The 18,285-nt window shown below is 73.8% G+C and carries 13 protein-coding genes and 1 pseudogene; 8 read left to right on the forward strand and 6 right to left on the reverse strand.

All coding sequences use genetic code 11. The features are described 5' to 3' along the window. The first annotated feature begins 66 nt into the window (after positions 1-66). From HNR76_RS10315 to HNR76_RS10335, 5 genes are all read left to right on the forward strand, one after another. Positions 67-1,551: an FAD-dependent oxidoreductase gene (locus HNR76_RS10315; protein ID WP_162310515.1), complete on the forward strand. Its 1,485-nt coding sequence runs from the start codon at positions 67-69 to the stop codon at positions 1,549-1,551. A 138-nt stretch (positions 1,552-1,689) separates the two neighbouring features. Beyond that, positions 1,690-3,021 carry an OmpA family protein gene (locus HNR76_RS10320; protein ID WP_162310514.1) on the forward strand — a complete coding sequence of 444 codons (1,332 nt, stop codon included), beginning with the start codon at positions 1,690-1,692 and terminating at the stop codon, positions 3,019-3,021. A gap of 70 nt (positions 3,022-3,091) precedes the next feature. After that, complete coding sequence (locus HNR76_RS10325; RefSeq protein WP_162310513.1) at positions 3,092-3,973, forward strand: methylglyoxal synthase; 882 nt, start codon at positions 3,092-3,094, stop codon at positions 3,971-3,973. Positions 3,974-3,995: 22 nt separating this feature from the next. Continuing rightward, positions 3,996-4,766, forward strand: coding sequence for an NRDE family protein (locus tag HNR76_RS10330; RefSeq protein ID WP_162310512.1), 771 nt, complete (start codon positions 3,996-3,998; stop codon positions 4,764-4,766). A 294-nt stretch (positions 4,767-5,060) separates the two neighbouring features. Beyond that, entirely contained in the window at positions 5,061-5,504 is a 444-nt protein-coding gene (locus HNR76_RS10335) for a PepSY domain-containing protein (RefSeq protein WP_162310511.1), read from the forward strand. Between the two features lie 13 nt (positions 5,505-5,517). On the opposite strand, the gene HNR76_RS10340 is transcribed toward HNR76_RS10335, so the two are convergent. The 6 genes and pseudogenes from HNR76_RS10340 to folE all read right to left on the reverse strand — a co-directional run bounded on the left by HNR76_RS10340 (position 5,518) and on the right by folE (position 11,439). Next, the gene (locus HNR76_RS10340) at positions 5,518-6,792 is read right to left on the reverse strand and encodes a TCR/Tet family MFS transporter (RefSeq protein ID WP_162310510.1); all 1,275 of its coding nucleotides are present in this window, start codon (positions 6,790-6,792) and stop codon (positions 5,518-5,520) included. 124 nt (positions 6,793-6,916) lie between these two features. Further along, positions 6,917-7,879 (reverse strand): annotated as a pseudogene (locus HNR76_RS10345) (D-hexose-6-phosphate mutarotase); the annotation flags it as partial. Positions 7,880-8,143: 264 nt separating this feature from the next. Beyond that, the gene (egtD, locus tag HNR76_RS10350; RefSeq protein ID WP_162310508.1) at positions 8,144-9,115 is read right to left on the reverse strand and encodes an L-histidine N(alpha)-methyltransferase; all 972 of its coding nucleotides are present in this window, start codon (positions 9,113-9,115) and stop codon (positions 8,144-8,146) included. After that, the gene (egtB, locus tag HNR76_RS10355) at positions 9,112-10,386 is read right to left on the reverse strand and encodes an ergothioneine biosynthesis protein EgtB (protein WP_162310507.1); all 1,275 of its coding nucleotides are present in this window, start codon (positions 10,384-10,386) and stop codon (positions 9,112-9,114) included. Before egtB ends, egtD begins: the two co-directional genes overlap by 4 nt. A gap of 52 nt (positions 10,387-10,438) precedes the next feature. Further along, complete coding sequence (locus tag HNR76_RS10360) at positions 10,439-10,816, reverse strand: YchJ family protein (protein WP_162310506.1); 378 nt, start codon at positions 10,814-10,816, stop codon at positions 10,439-10,441. Between the two features lie 23 nt (positions 10,817-10,839). Then, the gene (gene folE, locus HNR76_RS10365; protein ID WP_162310505.1) at positions 10,840-11,439 is read right to left on the reverse strand and encodes a GTP cyclohydrolase I FolE; all 600 of its coding nucleotides are present in this window, start codon (positions 11,437-11,439) and stop codon (positions 10,840-10,842) included. A gap of 235 nt (positions 11,440-11,674) precedes the next feature. Here folE and HNR76_RS10370 point away from each other — a divergent pair, with 235 nt between their 5' ends. From HNR76_RS10370 to htpG, 3 genes are all read left to right on the forward strand, one after another. Next, positions 11,675-13,534 (forward strand): DUF885 domain-containing protein, encoded by a 1,860-nt coding sequence (locus HNR76_RS10370; protein ID WP_249065616.1) that lies wholly within the window; start codon positions 11,675-11,677, stop codon positions 13,532-13,534. A gap of 309 nt (positions 13,535-13,843) precedes the next feature. Then, positions 13,844-16,237, forward strand: a complete 2,394-nt coding sequence (locus HNR76_RS10375; RefSeq protein WP_246429112.1) for a membrane-bound PQQ-dependent dehydrogenase, glucose/quinate/shikimate family — start codon at positions 13,844-13,846, stop codon at positions 16,235-16,237. A gap of 129 nt (positions 16,238-16,366) precedes the next feature. Continuing rightward, positions 16,367-18,262 (forward strand): molecular chaperone HtpG, encoded by a 1,896-nt coding sequence (gene htpG, locus HNR76_RS10380; RefSeq protein WP_183982219.1) that lies wholly within the window; start codon positions 16,367-16,369, stop codon positions 18,260-18,262. The last annotated feature ends 23 nt before the right edge of the window (positions 18,263-18,285 follow it).

The following is an 18,285-nucleotide window of genomic DNA, read 5'->3' on the forward strand; positions in this document are numbered from 1 at the left end:
CGGCGGACGCGATGCCCGGTCCTCTCCGCTCCCCGCCCGCGCGGGAAACAGCCGGAAACCCCTTCGATGAGCCGCAAGCACCTGTTCCAATTCCTCGAACTGCCGCGCGAGATGCCGCGGCGCATCCCCATCGAGCTGCGCACCGCCGGCGACTGGGGCGAGCTGTACGGCAAGTTCGGCCTGCCCGAGGCCCAGCACCAGGCCGGCCGCTGCCTGGACTGCGGCAACCCCTACTGCAGTTGGAAGTGCCCGGTGCACAACGCCATCCCGCAATGGCTGCAACTGGTCCAGGAGAACCGCATCGTGGAGGCGGCCGAGCTGTGCCACAGCACCAACCCGCTGCCGGAGGTCTGCGGCCGGGTCTGCCCGCAGGACCGGCTGTGCGAAGGCAGTTGCACCCTCAACGACGGCTTCGGCGCGGTGACCATCGGCGCGGTGGAGAAGTACATCGTCGACACCGCCTTCGAGCAGGGCTGGCGCCCGGACCTGTCGGAGGTGGCCCCGACCGGCCGGCGCGTGGCGGTGGTCGGCGCCGGCCCGGCCGGCATCGCCTGCGCCGACCGGCTGGCCCGCGTCGGCATCCAGGCGGTGGTGTACGACCGCTACGAGCAGATCGGCGGCCTGCTCCAGTTCGGCATTCCCACCTTCAAGCTGGACAAGGAGGTGATCGCCAAGCGCCGCGAGGTGCTGGAAGGCATGGGCATCCAGTTCCGCCTGGGCGTGGAGGTCGGCCGCGACGTGACCCTGGAACGGCTGCTGGACGAATACGACGCCGTGTTCCTGGGCACCGGCGCCTACCGCTACACCGACGGCGGGCTGCCCGGCCAGGACGCCGACGGCGTGCTGCCGGCGCTGCCGTTCCTGGTCCAGAACGGGCGCATCGTCACCGGCAACGACCCCTGGGGCCGGCCCATCGCCGGATGGGAAGACCAGCTCGCCCTGCCCGCGCTGGCCGGCAAGCGGGTGGTGGTGCTGGGCGGCGGCGACACCGGCATGGACTGCGTGCGCAGCGCCATCCGCCTGGGCGCCGGCCAGGTCACCTGCGCCTATCGCCGCGACGAGGCCTCCATGCCCGGCTCGGCGCGCGAGGTGGGCAACGCCCGCGAGGAAGGCGTGCACTTCCTGTTCAACCGCCAGCCGCTGGCGATCGAGGCCGATGCGGACGACCGCGTCACCGGCGTGCGCGTGGTCGAGACCCTGCTCGGCGAGCCGGATGCGCGCGGCCGCCGCAACGCGGTGCCGGTGGCGGGCAGCGAGTCGGTGATCGCGGCCGACGTGGTGGTGATCGCCTTCGGCTTCTCGCCGCAGGTGCCGCGGTGGATGCGCGCGCTGGGCATCAAGGGCACGCCCAACGGCCGCATCGTGGCCGGCGGCACGGCCGCCGACGGCAGCCCGCGCCTGCCCTACCAGACCGCCCACCCGCGCGTGTTCGCCGGCGGCGACGCGGTGCGCGGCGCCGACCTGGTGGTCACCGCGGTGGCCGAGGGCCGCGATGCGGCGGCGAGCATCGCCGAACTGCTGGGCACGATGCAGCGCTCCGCCGCGGCCTGATCGGGCCGCGGCCGCGCCGCCGCCACGCATCGCCGCCAGGGCGGTGCGATGGGCGCACGCGGGCATCGCCGCCGCCGGGTCACGCGGGTGTCATCCCGTCCCGCCACACTCCCCGCGCCTCGGCGACAGGGATCGGACATGGCGGCTTGGTTGATACGCATCGCGTGGTTTCTGGCGGCCTTGGCGCCGTTATCGGCCCTGTCGGCCGCGCCGGCGCACGCAGGGGACGAACCGGAACGGCTGCGCATCCACGGCTCGAACACGATCGGCCAGGCGCTGATGCCGGCGCTGGTGGAGGACTGGCTGCGCGCGCTGGAGTACACCGGCATCCGCCGCGTGGCGCGCGCGCCCGCGCGGCTGGAGATCCATGCCGAACGCGAGGGCATGCCGCTGGTGGTGGAGATCGACCGGCACGGTGCCGGCGCCGGCTTCGACGCGCTGGTCCAGGGCCGCGCCGAACTGGCGATGCTGGCGCGCCGCCCGGACCGGCGCGAGCGCGAGGCCGGCTGGCAGCTCGGCGACCTGGCCTCGCCCGACCAGGAGTTCCTGGTGGCGCTCAACGGCGCGCGGGTGGTGGTCCATCGCGACAGCCCATTGCGGCGGATCGACCTGGCGCAACTGCGCGCACTGCTTGCCGGCGGAGCGCACGACGGCATCGGCTCGCCGCGCGTGCAACTGGGCCCGGCCGCCGGCGGACTGGAAGAATTCCTGCGCGAGCGCCTGACCGGCGGCCGGCCGCTGCGGCCGGCGGCGCTGCGCCGCCACCGCGATCTGCGCAGCGCGGCGCTGGCCGTCGCCGACGACCCCGCGGCGCTGGCCGTGGTCGAACTGGGCACCCCGCTGCCGCAAGGCGTGCGTGCGCTGGCCGTGTCCGACGGCGGCCTGGCGGTGGCGCCGGACACGGTGGGCATCCGCAGCCAGGACTATCCCCTGGTCTGGCGCTACCACGTCTACGGCGGGCAGATGATGTCCGCGCTCGGCCGCAGCCTCGCCCTGCATTCCATCACCCCGCGCGCCCAGCGCGTGGTGCGCGCGCAGGGCCTGGTGCCGATGGGCCTGGCGCCGGCCGCCGCCGGCGCCGATCCGGCCGCCCTGCCACCCGCCTACCGCGACGCGGTCGATGGCGCCGCGCGCCTGCCACTGACCTTGCGCTTCAACCTCAACTCGCTGACCACGATCTTCGAGAGCAGTTCGGCGCAGGAACTGGAACGCGTGGCCGCCTGGTTGCAGCAACCGGAGAACCGCGGCCGCGCGGTCAGCGTGGTCGGCTTCGCCCAGGCCGACCCGCACAACAAGCTGTTCGCCATGACCACCAGCAGCAACCGCGCCGACATCGTCGCCGCCTGGCTGATCGAGCGTGGCATCCCGGTGCGGCGCACCCGCGGCCTGGGTCCATTGCGGCCGCTGGCCGGCGGCGACGGCGAGTGGGCGCGCTTGCGCAACGAGCGCGTGGAGCTGTGGCTGCTGTGAGCGTCGCGCGGCGGCCGCACCGCGCCGGTTAGACTGGCCGCACGCACCCACCACGCGAAAGGAACCCCCCATGCGCCTGGGCCTGGCCGCCAACCGACTGCACCACAGCACCGAGGACGCCGCGCTGTTCCGCTGGCTGCGCGCCTGCGGCCAGGGCATCCGCGAACTGGGCCTGGAACTGCATGCGGTGGGCCGCACCCATGACGCCATCGCCGCGGCGGGCATGCTCGCCGGCCACGCGGGGCTGAAGCGCTATCCCTACGGGCGCGAGGGCGGGCTGATGAAGCTGGTGGCCGAGGTCGTGGGGGTGGAGGGCCAGGCGCGCACCCTGGACGGGGCGATCTACCTGATCGATCCGGTGGACCCGTCCTCGATCTTCCCCGAGGCCATCGCCCTCAAGCGCCAGTGCGTGATCCACGGCAAGCCCTTCATCTCCACCGTGGCCAGCGCGCGCGACTGGGTCGAGAACGAGCGCGTCCACGCCGGCCTGGCGCCCGACCCCGGCGCCGACCGCTTCCACGCGCTGGAGTCGCAGACCCTGGCGCTGATCGCGCACGATGCGATGAAGCCGCAGATGCTGGCCTTCGCCGCCGAGCACTACGACGTGCTCAGCCGCTTCGCCCGGCGCGTGGCCACCGGCACCACCGGCCAGCGCCTGAACGAGATGGCCTGGAGCCGCGGCTGGCCGCAGGACACGCCCTGGGTGCACCGCTACCTCAGCGGCCCGATGGGCGGCGACGCGCAGATCGCCGACCTGGTGCTGGAGCGGCGCTGCCAGCGCGCGGTGTTCTTCGAGGACCCGCACGTGGCGCGCCAGCACGAGGCCGACATCCAGTTGCTGGAGCGGGCGGTGACCACCGTCACCGACGAGGCCGTGTGCATCACCTCGCCGGCGGTGGCCGCGCGCTGGGTGGCGGCCGTGCGCCTGCGCCAGGCCCTGCGCGGCGCCTGAGCCGGCATCGCCGGCCGCCCGCATGTGCGTCGTCGCCTTCGCCTGGAACGCGCATCCGCGCTGGCGGCTGGTCCTGGCCGGCAACCGCGACGAATTCCACGCCCGCCCGACCGCGCCGCTGGCGCGCTGGGACGACGCCCCGCAGGTGGCGGCCGGACGCGACCTGGAAGCCGGCGGCACCTGGCTGGGCGTGGACGCGGCCGGCCGCTGCGCGCTGGTGACCAACGTGCGCGACCCGCGCGCGCCGCAGGAGGGTGCCTCGCGCGGCCACCTGGCCGGCGACTGGCTGCGCGGGGACGAAGGCGCGGTGGAGCACGCCCGCGCGTTGCTGGCATCGGCGGCGGACTACCGTCCATTCAACCTGGTGCTGTTCGACCGCCAGGCCTGCGCCTGGATCGGCAACACCCCGCGGCCGCGCGCGCTGCGTCCGGCCGACGGCGTGCACGTGCTGTCCAACGCCGAGCTGGACACGCCCTGGCCCAAGGCCACGGCGCTGGGCATGCGCCTGCACGCCTGGCTGGGCGGCGGTGAAACCGACGACTTCGCCCCGCTGCTGGAAGCCCTGGCCGACGAGCGCACCTGGCCGGACGCGCAACTGCCCGACACCGGCGTCGGCCCGGAACGGGAACGGCGGCTGTCGGCGGCCTTCATCCGCGGAGCCGACTACGGCACCCGGGCCAGCACCGTGATCGCACTGGACCGCGGCGGCGGCGGCACGATCGTCGAGCGGCGCTGGGGGCCGATGGGCGCGGCGCTGGGCGAAACCCGGCTGGAGCTGCCCTCGCCGGCATAGGGGCATGCCCCGGGTCCGCACATCCGAAACGCGCATCGCGCCGAGGCAATGCGGCGGCTCGCCCCCCTTCCCTTGCCGGCGCTGCGGGGCATGTCCCGCCGCGCTCGACGGTCCAGGCGCAGGTGTTCGCAGGCATGGGACGCGCACGTTCCGCACCGCCCGCGGCATCACGCACCGATACGCGGCCTTCACCGCGATGAACGCACGCCGTCGCCGCGCGCGCCCGTTCACCCGGCGCTGAAGCGGCCACGGGCACGGTGGCGCCCCCGGAACCCGCAAAACAGGAACGTCCCCATGCGCAACTCCACCGCCCTGATCCTCCCGGCCCTGCTGGCCGCCGCGCTGGCCGCCGCGCCGGCGATGGCCGGCTCCGGCGGCAAGCAGACCCTGACCGAACCGCAGGTGCGCGCATTGCTGGCCGAGCAGGGCTTCACCCGCATCGACGACCTGGAATTCGAGGACGGCATGTGGGAGACCGACGCCACCGGCGCCGACGGCAACCGCGTGGACGTGCGCGTGGACCCGGCCAGCGGCAAGGTCTTCGCCGAGGGCATGGTCTCGCGCCTGAGCGCCGAGGACGTCAAGGCCAGGCTGACCGCCGCCGGCTACTCCAAGGTCCACGACGTGGACTACGACGACGGCATCTGGGAGGCCGAGGCCGAGCGCCCGGACGGCAAGGACGTGAAGATCCGGGTCGACCCCACCGACGGCCGCATCCTGGGCATCGAGAACGACTGACCCTCCCTGGCCTTCAGCCGCCGGGCGCGGCGGCGGCGTCCTCCCCCTCGGTCGCCGCGCCCGGCCGCGCGTAGCGCCAGCCCACCGCCCACGCGCAGGCCAGCAGCGCCGCGGCCAGGAACCAGGGCGCGCCCGGCAGGTGCGCCGGCGCATCGGCGCCGACGAACAGCGCGAACACGTTGGCGAACAGCAGCGGTCCGGCGATGCCGGCCAGGCTCACCAGGCTCATCAGCGAGCCCTGGATGCGGCCCTGCACCTGGGCGCCGACCTGGCGGGTGATCAGCGCCTGGGTGGCCGGCGCGGCCAGCGCCCACAGCGCGCTCACCGGCAGCCCGAGCATGAATACCCAGCCGCTGCCGGCCATCCCGTACACCGCGAACCCGGCCACCCCGCAGCCCAGCCCCAGCAGCAGCGTGCGCCGCTCGCCCAGCGCCTTGACCGTGCGCCCGACCAGCCCGGCGTTGACCGCGATGCTCAGCGCCCCCACCACCGCCAGCACCCAGCTCACCTCGCGCGGGCCCCAGCCGTAGCGGTAGTCGGCGAACAGCACGAACACGCTCGGGTACACGTAGTGCGCCAGGTTGGCCAGGAACACCACCGCGGCCAGGCCGAACACCTGCGGGTAGCGGCGCAGCAGCGCCAGCGCGCCGAACGGGTTGGCGTGGGAGACGTCGAAGCGCGCGGTGCGCCGCTGCGGGGGCAGCGACTCGGGCAGCACGAACAGGCCGTAGAGGAAGTTCAACAGCGCCAGCCCGGCGGCGAACCAGAACGGCAGGCGCAGGTCGATCCCGCCCAGCCAACCGCCGATCAGCGGGCCGACCACGAAGCCCAGGCCGAAGGCCGCGCCGATCATGCCGTAGCTGCGGGCGCGCTTCTCCGGCGCGGTCACGTCGGCGATGTAGGCGTTGGCGGTGGTGAAGCTGGCCGCGGCGACGCCGGAGATGACCCGCCCGGCCAGCAGCATCGGCAGCGAGGTGGCCAAGGCCATGAACACGAAGTCCAGGCCCAGCCCCAGGCAGGACAGAAGGATCACCGGCCGCCGCCCGTAGCGGTCCGACAGCGCGCCCTGCACCGGCGTGGACACGAACTGTACCGCCGCGAACACCATGCCGAACACGCCCACCCAGCGCGCCGCGGCGGCGATGTCGCCGCCGGTGAACCGCTCCACCAGGTGCGGCAGCACCGGGATGATCACGCCGAAGGCCAGCACGTCGATCAGCACGGTGAAGAAGATGAAGACCAGCGCCGCGCGCCGTGCGCCCGGCCGTTGCCGCTGGGAGGAATCCACGCGTCCGCCTTTTCGTGTGCAGGGGATGGCCCGGACGCCACGCCTCAGGCGCGGCCGTCGACCCGGATGGCCGCGCAGTGTAGCCGCCGCGGCGGCGACGGTACCGGCTCCTGCAGAAGGGCGCTCAGTCCTCCAGGGGCAGCACCGCGATCGTCTGCACCAGCGCATGGCGCGCGCCCGGGGCCAGCTCGACCACGTCCGGCCCGGCGTTGGCCGCTTCCAGGCAGAGGAACTCGCGCCAGTGCGCGCCGACGTCGGCCATGCGTGCCGCGGCGGACTCGCCCGGGTTCCACACGATCGCGGTGCGCCCGCCGCGCACGCTCAGCTCGATGCGCCGGCCCAGGCCGGGATCGACCAGGCGGTACGCGCCGCCGGCCGCGCCGTAGAGGCGGTCGCTGCGGCCGGGGTCGCGCGGGTCCAGCAAGGTCCAGTCGCCATGCTGCACGTGCGTGGCCATGCCGTCGTTCTTGTCCAGGTAGGCCCGCCCGTCCAGCCCTTCCACCCGCACCTGCGCGGCGTCCGCCACGCGGAAGTAGTTGTGCAGCGCCTCGGTGTAGCGCACCGGTTCGGGGCCGGCGTTCTCGGTGACCAGGGCCTGCTCCAGGGTGCGGCCGATGCGCAGGGTCATGCGCAGGCGCAGGGCCAGCTCGGCCAGCGGCGGCGGCTCCAGTTCCAGCACCACCGTGCCGTCGTCCTCGCGCCGGGCACCGGCCAGTTGCCAGGGCAGGGTGCGGACCAGGCCGTGCGCCGGCACCTCGGCGGTCTGCCCCTGGCGGCCGAAGTACGGCCAGCATACCGGGGTGCCGCCGCGGATCGGCGTGGGCAGCGCGGCCCGTTGCGGCGACACCCACAGCGCATCGGCCTGCCCGGCCGGCACGAAGGACAGCAACTGGCCGCCGAACAGCGCCACTGCGGCGCTGGCGTGCGGGGTCCGGACCAGCAGTGCATCCAGGCCCTGGAAGGTACCCAGGCGCAGGCCGGGGATGTCGTGCGGCATCGAGGAGATCCTCTGCGAAACGGGGGAAGGCGAGTGCACCAGCCCACCGTAGCCGGGGGGCAGGCGAAAGGCGGTGGGCGCAGGTGCGGCATCCACGCCGCTGGAGAGGTCCGTGCCGGCCGGCGCGACCGAAGCCTGCGCGGGGCCGCGCGCAGGCGCGCAGGCCGCCAGGCCGAGGGCGGCCAGGTTCAACAGCAGGGAAGGCACGGGATTCATGCCGCAGCGCCGATCGGGAAGGCGGCCATGATAGCCAAGCGCACCCGGCTCCCCGGCAGCACCCGGGTGAGCGCCATCGCATCGTCGGTGCGCTTCGTGGCGCCGATCCGTGCCGCGCGGCCGCCCCAGGCGCCGCGGTCAGTCCGCCGCGCGCCTGCGCCGCAGCAGGCGCAGGCCGAAGCCGTCGGCCTCGCCGCCCCAGGCGCCTGCCACCTCCAGGCCGGCGGCGGCGGCCAGCGCGGCGAAGCGCGCGTCGCGGTACTTGTGGCTGTACTCCACCAGGATGGCCTGCCCGGCGGAGAAGGCGAAGCGGCGGCCGGCCACCCGCACCGCCTGCGCGCGCCGGCTGACCAGGTGGGTCTGGATGCGCTCGCGCGCCGCCACGTAGCGGGCGCGGTGGGCGAACCCGTCCAGGTCGAAGTCCGCGCCCAGCTCGCGGTTGATCCGCGCCAGCAGGTTGAGGGTGAACGCGGCGGTGACCCCGGCCGCGTCGTTGTACGCGGCCTCGATCGCCGCCGGGTCCTTGACCAGGTCGATCCCGACCAGGGCCAGGCCGTCCTCGCCCACGGTGGCGGCCATCGCCCGCAGCAGCGCCACCGCCTCGGCGTCCTCGAAGTTGCCCAGGGTCGAGCCGGGGAAGAACGCCAGCGTGCGCGCCGCCGCCGTGGCCGGATGCGGCAGCGCCAGCGGCGCGGTGAAGTCGGCGCACAGCGGCAGCATCGGCAGGCGCGGGAAGCGCAGGCGCAGGCGCGCCACGCAGGCGTCCAGCGCGGCGGCGGAAATCTCCACCGGGGTATAGGCCACCGGTTCCGGGAGCGCGCCCAGCAGGCACTCGGTCTTCAGGCCGCTGCCGCTGCCGTACTCGACCACGCGCGCGCGCGGCCCGACCCCGGCGGCGATGTCGCCGGCGTGGCGCGCCAGCAGCGCCCGCTCCACCCGGGTCAGGTAATACTCCGGCTGCCGGGTGATGGCCTCGAACAGGGCCGACCCGCGCGCATCGTAGAAATACTTGGACGGCAGCCGCTGCGGCCGGTGCGCCAGGCCCGCCAGCACGTCCGCGCGCAGCGCCGCGTGCGGGTCCGGCGGCGCGGCGCGCGCGGCCACGCTCATGCCGCGTCCCGGGCCAGGCGCAACCCGGAGAACTGCCAGCGCGCGTGCGGCGGGAAGAAGTTGCGGTAGCTGGCGCGCACGTGCCCGCGCGGGGTGGCGCAACTGCCCCCGCGCAGCACCCACTGCCCGCACATGAACTTGCCGTTGTATTCGCCGGTGGCGTCCTGCCACGGGCGGAAGCCCGGATAGGGCAGGTAGGCGCTGCCGGTCCATTCCCAGACATCGCCGTAGAGCTGCTGCAGCCCGGCGGCCGTGGCCGGCCGCGGCTGCAGCAGGCCGTCGTCGGCGAAGTGGCCCTCGGCCGCCAGCGGCGCGGCGGCCTGCTCCCATTCCGCCTCGCCCGGCAGCCGCGCCCCGGCCCAGCGGGCGAAGGCATCGGCCTCGTAGTAGCTCAGGTGGCAGACCGGCGCGTGCGCCGGCAGCGCGCGCAGCCCGCCCAGGGTGTAGGCCCGCTCCAGGTCCGGTTCCCAGTACAGCGGACGCTGCCAGCCCTCGGCCCGGACCTTCGCCCAGCCGTCGCTGAGCCACAGCGCCGGCGCGCGGTAGCCGCCGTCCTCGACGAAGCCGCGGTATTCGGCGTTGCTCACCGGCCGGCTGGCCAGCGCGTGCGCCGGGACCAGCGCACGGTGCCGCGGCGACTCGTTGTCGTAGGCGAAGCCGGGCGCCTGCGGCCAGCGCGGCGCGCCGATCCGCACGATGCGCTCGTCCACGGCGATCCACGCCAGCGGCATGGGCGCGGCGGCCGGCGGCGCGGGCAGGTCGTCGCGGTAGGCCGGACGCAGCGGATGGCTCCACAGCGCGTGCTTGATGTCGGTCAGCAGCAGCTCCTGGTGCTGCTGCTCGTGGTGCAGGCCCAGTTCCAGCCGGTCGCGCGCCACGGCGGGCAGGTCGCCGGCCTGCAGCGCCTGCAGCACGCGCGCGTCGACCCGCTCGCGGTACTCCAGCACTTCTTCCAGCGACGGCCGCGACAGCAGCCCGCGGCGCGGGCGCGGGTGGCGCGGCCCGGCGCTGTCGTAGTAGCTGTTGAACAGGTAGTTCCATTCCGGCCGCAACGGCGCCTGGCCAACCGGCTCCAGCACGAAGCGCTCGAAGAACCAGGTGGTATGGGCCAGGTGCCACTTCGCCGGGCTGGCGTCGTCCATGCTCTGCACCATGGCGTCCTCGGCCGAGAGCGGCGCGGCCAGGGCGCGGCTGGCGGCGCGCACCTGGCGGTAGCGCGGCTCCAGCGCCACGGCGGCCGGGGGCGGGGCGGGGGCGGCGACGGACGGCATGCGCCCACGCTAGCGCCGTCGCCATGAGCGCCGCGTCACGGCCGCGCGCGGGTCAGGCCGTATCGCCGTCCACGTAGTACCAGCGTCCGCCCTCGCGGACGAAGCGGCTGCGCTCGGCCATGCGCACCGCGCTGCCGCCGCCGACCCGGTAGCGGGCGACGAACTCGACCTCGGCGCGGTCCCCGGCGGCGCGATGCTCCTTCACCTGCAGGCCCAGCCAGACCACGCGCCGGGCCTCGGGGTCGTCCAGGTCCAGCGCCGGGGGGCGGGTGGACGGGTGCCAGGTGGCGCGCAGGTAGTCGGGCAGGCCCAGCACGTAGGCGCTGTAGCGCGAGCGCATCAGCGCCAGCGCGTCGGGCGCCGGCGCGCCGGCATGCCAGCGGCCGCAGCAGTCCTCGTACTCGCGGTCGATCCCGCAGGGGCAGAGCATGGCCTTCGGCTCCCGAGGCGCCTTCAGCGGCGCCCCGCCTCGATGAAGCGCAGGAACTCGGCACGGGTGCGCGCATCGGCGCGGAAGCTGCCGCGCATGCTCGAGGTCACCATGCTCACCCCGCGCTTGTGGATGCCACGGGTGGTCATGCACTCGTGCGTGCCTTCCACCACCACGCCCACGCCCAGCGGGTGCAGCACGTCCTGGATGCAATGGGCGATCTGCGCGGTCATCTTCTCCTGCACCTGGAAGCGGCGCGCGTAGGCTTCCACCACCCGCGCCAGCTTGCTGATGCCCACCACCTTGCCGTCCGGCAGGTAGCCCACGTGCACCCGGCCGATGATCGGGGCCATGTGGTGCTCGCAATGGCTTTCGTACTCGATGTCGCGCAGCACGATCATCTCGTCGTAGCCGGCCACTTCCTCGAAGGTGCGCTGCAGGTATTCGCGCGGGTCCTCGCGGTAGCCGCTGAACCAGTCGCCGTAGGCCTCGGCCACGCGCCGCGGGGTGTCCAGCAGGCCCTCGCGCGAGGGGTCCTCGCCGGCCCAGCGCAGCAGCGTGCGCACGGCCTCCTCGGCCTGGGCCTGGGTGACGGAAGCAGCACTGCGCGGGGAATCGGACATGGCCTGCGGCGGAAACGGCGAGGACGGCCATGGTACCGCGTCCGCGCCATCGTCCTTCTCCGGCCATGATCGCGCCACGCGGCGCAGCGGCGTCGCGCGCGGGCCCACCGCGGGCGCCGCCACGGGGCGTGGTCCTGGGTACCGCAAAGACCGGCGGCGGCATGACCTTCCGCATTGGCCTGCCCCGCCGCCCGGCAACACAATGCGGGCCATCCCCTTTGCCCGGAGAGCTCCCGTGCGCCATGCATCCGCCCTCAGCCTGCTCGCCCTGGCCCTGGCCGCCTGTTCCCCGTCGCCGTCCACGGGGCCGTCGGCCTCGGCGTCCGTGGCCGCCGAGGCGCCTTCGCAGGAAGAGTCGCAGCGCCTGAACGCCTGGTTCGACGCCAAGTACGAGGCACTGCTGCGCTTGCGCCCGATGCAGTTGACCTTCCTGGGCCGCAAGGAACTCAACGACCGCCTGGACGACATGTCCGAGGCCGCCGCGCGCGACCGCCTGGCCTGGCTGGAGGCCTCGGTGGCGGAAATGGAGGCGGACTTCGACCGCGACCGCCTGGACCCGGAGGCGCGCCTGTCCTGGGACCTGTGGAAACGCCAGTACGAGGACGCGCGCGACGCCCTGCCGTTCATGGCCAACACCTACCTGTTCAACCAGATGAGCGGTACCCATGCCTCGCTGCCCACGTTCCTGATCAACTTCCACAAGGTGGAGGACGAGCGGGACTACCTGGCCTACGTCGCGCGCCTGAACGCGGTGCCGGCCATGTTCGGCCAGTTGCTGGAACGCGCCGCCGCCTCGGCCGCGCAGGGCATCCGCCCGCCGCGCTTCGCCTACCAGGGCGTGATCGACCAGTCGCTGAAGGTGGTCGGCGGCGCGCCGTTCGACGCCGGCGCCGACAGCGCGCTGTGGGCCGATGCCCAGGCCAAGGCCGACGCGCTGGCCGGGAAGGGCGCCATCTCCGCCGCGCGCGCGGCCGAACTGAAGGCGCTGGCGCGCCAGGCGCTGCTGGACAGCGTCGCCCCCGCCTACGCCCGCCTGGTCGCCTTCGCCCGGGAAGAACTGCCCGCGGCCACGGAGAACGCCGCCGGCGTGGGCGCCACCCAGGCCGACGGCGCGGCGTACTACCGCCACCAGTTGCGCCAGAACACCACCACCGCGATGAGCGCCGAACAGATCCACCAGCTCGGCCTGTCCGAGGTGGCGCGCCTGCGCGGCGAACTGGAGGCGGTGCAGCGCCGGATCGGCTTCCAGGGCGACCTGCAGGCCTTCTTCGCGCACGTGCAGGACGACGGCGCGCGCCTGTTCCCCAACACCGACGCCGGCCGCCAGGCCTACATCGACGAGGCCACCGCCGACATCGACAACATCAAGCAGCACCTGCCCGCGTACTTCGGCCTGCTACCCAAGGCCGACCTGGTGGTGCGCCGGGTGGAGCCGTTCCGCGAGCAGCCCGGCGCCGCCCAGCACTACTACCCCGGCACCCCGGACGGTTCGCGCCCCGGCATCTACTACGCGCACCTGGCGGACATGGACGCCATGCCCAGGACCGAGCTGGAGGTGATCGCCTACCACGAGGGCCTGCCCGGCCACCACATGCAGATCTCCATCGCCCAGGAACTGACCGGCGTGCCGACCTTCCGCACCCAGTACCGCAGCACCGCCTACACCGAAGGCTGGGGCCTGTACGCCGAATGGCTCGCCAAGGAGATGCCCGGCACCTACCGTGACCCTTACTCCGAGTACGGCCGCCTGATGTCGGAGATGTGGCGCGCCATCCGCCTGGTGGTGGACACCGGGCTGCACGCCAAGGGCTGGACCGAGCAGCAGGCGGTGGACTACTTCCGCGCCAACAGCTCGGTGCCGGACGCGGCCATCCGCTCGGAGGTGCAGCGCTACCTGGTCATCCCCGGCCAGGCCACGGCCTACAAGATCGGCATGATCAAGCTCCAGGAACTGCGCGCGAAGGCCGAGGCCGAACTGGGCGAGCGCTTCGACCTCCGCGGCTTCCACGACACCGTGCTCGGCGGCGGCGCGCTGCCGCTGGACTTGCTGGAGCAACGCGTGGACCGATGGATCGCCGCGCGCAAGCGGGCCTGAGCCTCTCGACCAAGCCGGGGGCACGCGAGGGCCGGACCACGGCCCACCCCCTCCCTGACCCACGGCCGCGCCCCGCATGCCGGCGGCGGCGCGCGCGCCGGCCATGGCGAGCAAGGCACGGCCGTGGCCGGCAAGGACGGAGCGATCCCCGCGATCCGGGCCGACGACATCGCCGGCCCGTGCCGGCGCCCGGCCGCCGGGCGATTTCACCCGGCGCTGCCGCGCATCGTCCTACGGTGGCGCGGACCCCATCGCCGGAGACTTCCGATGAACCGTCCCGTCACCGTCACCGCACCGAACCCGGGCTGGATGGTGCGCGGCTTCGCGGCGCTCCTGGTCCTGGTCGGGCTGCCCATGGCGGCCGGCGGGCTGTGGCTGCTGTTCCTCGGCGGTTCCTGGTACTACGCGCTGGCCGGGGCCGGACTCCTGGCGGCGGCGGCGCTGCTGTGGCGCGGCCGCCACCTCGGCGCCTGGACGTTCTGGATCGTGCTGGCCGGCACCGTGGCGTGGACCGCCTGGGAATCGGGCCTGGACTATTGGCGCTGGGTGCCGCGGCTGGGGCTCATGGTCGCCCTGGGCCTGGTGCTGGCGCTGCTGTTGCCGCGACTGGACCGTCCGCCCCGCCGGCGCGCCGTGCCGGTGCTGGCCGGCAGCCTGGCGGCGGTGTTCGTGGCCGCCTTCGCCCTGGCGTTCCTGCCGCATGGCGCGCGGCAGCCCGGGCAGGTGCCGGCGCCCGGCGGGCTGGCCCAGGTGCCGGCCGCGCCCGGCGCCCAGCCCAAGGATGCCCCCGCCCCGGGAGACTGGGCCGCCTGGGGCCGCGACAATGCCGGCACCCGGTTCTCGCCGCTGGCGCAGATCACCGCGGACAACGTCGGCGACCTGCGGCGTGCCTGGGTCTTCCGCACCGGCGACATCCCCGAGCGCAACTGGGGCGCGGAGACCACGCCGCTGAAGGTCGGCGACCGCCTGTACCTGTGCACGGCGCGCAGCCAGGTGATCGCGCTGGACGCGGCCACCGGCGAGGAACAGTGGCGCTTCGACCCGGGCGTGGACGATGCGTCCATTCCCTACACCGCCGCCTGCCGCGGGGTGGCGTACTACGAGGTCCCCGCCGCCGACACCGCCGCGTCCGCGGCGCCGGCCTGCCGCCGCCGCATCGTCAGCGGCACCCTGGACGCGCGGCTGCTGGCGCTGGACGCCGATACCGGCCTGCCCTGCGCGGATTTCGGCGACAACGGCCAGGTCGACATCACCGTGGGCATGGGCGACACCCCGCCGGGCTACGTCTCCATCACCTCGGCGCCGACCATCGTCCGCGGCGTGGTGGTGACCGGGCACCAGGTGCTGGACGGGCAGATGCGCTGGGCACCGTCGGGCGTGATCCAGGGCTACGACGCCGTCACCGGACGCCTGCGCTGGGCCTGGGACATGCTGCACCCGGAACGCGATGGCGCCCCGCCCGGCCCGGGCGAGGAATACGCGCGCGGCACGCCCAACATGTGGACCACCGCGGCGGGCGACGAAGCCCTGGGCCTGGTGTACCTGCCGATGGGCAACTCGGCCGCCGACTACTGGAGCGGCCTGCGCACCGACATCGAGAACGCCTACAGCAGCGCGCTGGTGGCGCTGGACGTGGATACCGGCCGCCCGCGCTGGCACTTCCAGACCGTGCGCATGGACGTGTGGGACTACGACCTCGGCTCGCAGCCGACCCTGGTGGACCTGCCCACCGCCAACGGCAGCGTGCCGGCGGTGATCCTGCCCAGCAAGCAGGGCGACATCTACGTCCTCGACCGCCGTACCGGCCGGTCGTTGTTCGAGGTCGAGGAACGGCCCGCGCCCACCGGCGGGGTGGAGCCGGAACGCCGCGCCAGGACCCAGCCGCATTCGCTCTACGCCACCCTCGCCCAGCCGGAGCTGACCGAGCGGGACATGTGGGGGCTGACCCCGCTGGACCAGTTGGCGTGCCGGATCAACTTCCGCCGCGCCAGCTACAAGGGCCTGTACACCCCGCCCACCGCCGACCGCCACTTCATCGAGTACACCGGCTACAACGGCGGCTCGGACTGGGGCAGCGTGGCGGTCGATCCCAGCCGCGGCGTGATCGTGGCCAACTACAACGACATGCCCAACTACAACATCCTGGTCCCGCGCGAGGAGGCCGACCGGCGCGGCTGGGCACCGCGCGAGGAAGCCCGCGGCGGCAGCCTGAGCGAGACCAGTGCCGAAGGCGCCGGCGACCCGCAGGCCGGGACCCCGTACGCCATCGACGTCAACGCCGGCTGGCGCATGCCCGTCACCGGCCTGCTGTGCAAGGAGCCCCCCTATGGCGGCATCCGCGCGATCGAACTGACCACCGGCCGCACCCTGTGGGACCGCCCATTCGGCGAGGCCCGCGCCAACGGCCCGTTCGGGATCCGCTCCGGGCTGCCGCTGGACATCGGCACGCCCAACAACGGCGGCCCGGCGGTCACCGCCGGCGGCCTGGTGTTCATCGCCGCGGCCACCGACGGCCTGGTCCGCGCCATCGACATCCGCACCGGCAAGACGGTCTGGAAGGACGTGCTGCCGGCCGGCGGCCAGGCCACCCCGATGGTCTACGAGGCCGGCGGCCGCCAGTACGTGGCGATCGTGGCCGGCGGCCACCATTTCATGGAGACGCCGGTGGGGGACTACGTGATCGCCTACGCCCTGCCGCGCTGAGCGGGCGGGCGCCGCGCGAGAAGGGCCCGCACGACGGCGGCGGGACCGCCGCGGCCGCCATGCCCCTTGAAATCGCACCGCCTGCTCGCACATCGGGGGCTCGACCCGGCCATCCACAAGGACCTCCCGATGACCACCGCCGCCGCTCCCCAGACCCGCCCCTTCGAAGCCGAAGTCGCCCAGGTGCTGCACCTGGTGACCCACTCGCTGTACTCGCACAAGGAGATCTTCCTGCGCGAGCTGGTCTCCAACGCCTCCGATGCCTGCGACAAGCTGCGCTTCGAGGCGATCGCCAGTCCCGAACTGCTGGCCGGCGAGGGCGAGCTGCGGATCGAGGTCGGCAGCGACAAGGCCGCCCGCACCATCACCCTGCGCGACACCGGCATCGGCATGGACCGCGACGAGGTGGTGGCCAACCTGGGCAGCATCGCCAGTTCCGGCACCCGCCGCTTCCTGGAGGCGATGAGCGGCGAGCAGAAGGCCGACGCGCGCCTGATCGGCCAGTTCGGCGTGGGCTTCTATTCGGCCTTCGTGGTGGCCGACCGGGTCACCGTCCTCACCCGCCGCGCCGGCGCCCCGGCCGAGGCCGGGGTGAAGTGGGAAAGCGACGGCCGCGGCGAGTACACCCTGGAGGAGGCCCTCGTGCCGGAGCGCGGCACCACGGTGATCCTGCACCTCAAGCCGGGCGAGGACGAGTTCCTCGACGACTGGAAGCTGCGCTCGCTGATCCGCGCCTATTCCGACCACGTCGCCTTCCCCATCCGCGTGCCGAAGCGGGCCGCGGCCGGCAAGGACGACGAAACCCAGGCCGATGCCGCGCCGGAATGGGAGACGGCCAACGATGCCTCGGCGCTGTGGACCAAGCCCAAGTCCGAAATCCCGGACGAGGACTATCGCCGCTTCTACGCCTCGCTGGGCCACGACTTCAACGCGCCGGCCGCCTGGACCCACAACCGGGTGGAAGGCAGCCAGAGCTTCACCACCTTGCTGTACCTGCCCGCGCAGCCGCCGCTGGACGTGCTGATGGGCGGGCGCGACGAGCGCAAGGGCCTGAAGCTGTACATCAAGCGCGTCTTCATCATGGACGCGGCGCAGGAACTGCTGCCCAACTACCTGCGCTTCGTGCGCGGCGTGGTCGACGCCGACGACCTGCCGCTCAACGTCAGCCGCGAGATCCTGCAGCACAACCGCCAGCTCGAACGCATCAAGGGCGCGTGCGTGAAGCGGGTGCTGGACCTGGTCGAGAAGCTCTCGCGCGACGCGCCGGAGGCGTTCGCCGCCTTCCTCAAGGCCTTCGGCAACACCTTGAAGGAAGGCATCGTGGAGGACGCCGGCAACCGCGAGCGCATCGCGAAACTGCTGCGCTTCGCCTCGACCAAGGGCGAGGGCGCGGCGCAGGCCGTCTCGCTGGACGACTACGTCGGGCGCATGGCCGCCGGCCAGGATGCCATCTGGTACGTCACCGCCGACGGCCACAAGGCCGCCGCCGGCAGCCCGCAGCTCGAAGCCTTCAAGGCCCGGGGCATCGAGGTGCTGCTGATGTCCGACCGCATCGACGCGTGGATGGTGGGCCACCTGCACGAATACGCGGGCAAGCCGCTGCGCCACGTGGCCAAGGGCGAGCTGCCGCTGGACGGGGCGGAGAAGAAGCGGCAGGAAGACGCCGCCAAGGCCGCCGCGCCGCTGCTGGACAGGCTCGGCGCGCTGCTGGGCGAGCGCGTGGAGCAGGTGCGCGTATCCGCGCGCCTGACCGACTCGCCTTCCTGCCTGGCCCTGGCCGAGCACGAGATGGCCCCGCACCTGGCGCACCTGCTGCGCGAGGCCGGCCAGGCCGTGCCGGAGAACCGGCCCACCCTGGAGATCAACCCGCAGCACCCGCTGCTGCGCAGGATCGAGGACGAGACCGACGAGGCCCGCGCCGCCGACCTGGCCACCCTGCTGCTGGAACAGGCCGAACTGACCGCCGGCGCGCCGCTGGCCGACCCGGCCGCGTTCGTGCAGCGGATCAACCGCCTGCTGGGCTGAGCACCGCCCCGCACCACGGGTGC

Origin of the sequence: Pseudoxanthomonas broegbernensis (genome assembly GCF_014202435.1) — a bacterium.
Lineage (GTDB): Bacteria > Pseudomonadota > Gammaproteobacteria > Xanthomonadales > Xanthomonadaceae > Pseudoxanthomonas > Pseudoxanthomonas broegbernensis.

What these genes read in the sequence shown, in the direction of transcription:
- folE (WP_162310505.1), bottom strand. Translation starts at nt 11,439, where the DNA reads ATGTCCGATTCCCCGCGCAGTGCTGCTTCCGTCACCCAGGCCCAGGCC.
- htpG (WP_183982219.1), top strand. Translation starts at nt 16,367, where the DNA reads ATGACCACCGCCGCCGCTCCCCAGACCCGCCCCTTCGAAGCCGAAGTC.
- egtD (WP_162310508.1), bottom strand. Translation starts at nt 9,115, where the DNA reads ATGAGCGTGGCCGCGCGCGCCGCGCCGCCGGACCCGCACGCGGCGCTG.
- HNR76_RS10335 (WP_162310511.1), top strand. Translation starts at nt 5,061, where the DNA reads ATGCGCAACTCCACCGCCCTGATCCTCCCGGCCCTGCTGGCCGCCGCG.
- HNR76_RS10375 (WP_246429112.1), top strand. Translation starts at nt 13,844, where the DNA reads ATGGTGCGCGGCTTCGCGGCGCTCCTGGTCCTGGTCGGGCTGCCCATG.
- egtB (WP_162310507.1), bottom strand. Translation starts at nt 10,386, where the DNA reads ATGCCGTCCGTCGCCGCCCCCGCCCCGCCCCCGGCCGCCGTGGCGCTG.
- HNR76_RS10320 (WP_162310514.1), top strand. Translation starts at nt 1,690, where the DNA reads ATGGCGGCTTGGTTGATACGCATCGCGTGGTTTCTGGCGGCCTTGGCG.
- HNR76_RS10315 (WP_162310515.1), top strand. Translation starts at nt 67, where the DNA reads ATGAGCCGCAAGCACCTGTTCCAATTCCTCGAACTGCCGCGCGAGATG.
- HNR76_RS10360 (WP_162310506.1), bottom strand. Translation starts at nt 10,816, where the DNA reads ATGCTCTGCCCCTGCGGGATCGACCGCGAGTACGAGGACTGCTGCGGC.
- HNR76_RS10325 (WP_162310513.1), top strand. Translation starts at nt 3,092, where the DNA reads ATGCGCCTGGGCCTGGCCGCCAACCGACTGCACCACAGCACCGAGGAC.
- HNR76_RS10330 (WP_162310512.1), top strand. Translation starts at nt 3,996, where the DNA reads ATGTGCGTCGTCGCCTTCGCCTGGAACGCGCATCCGCGCTGGCGGCTG.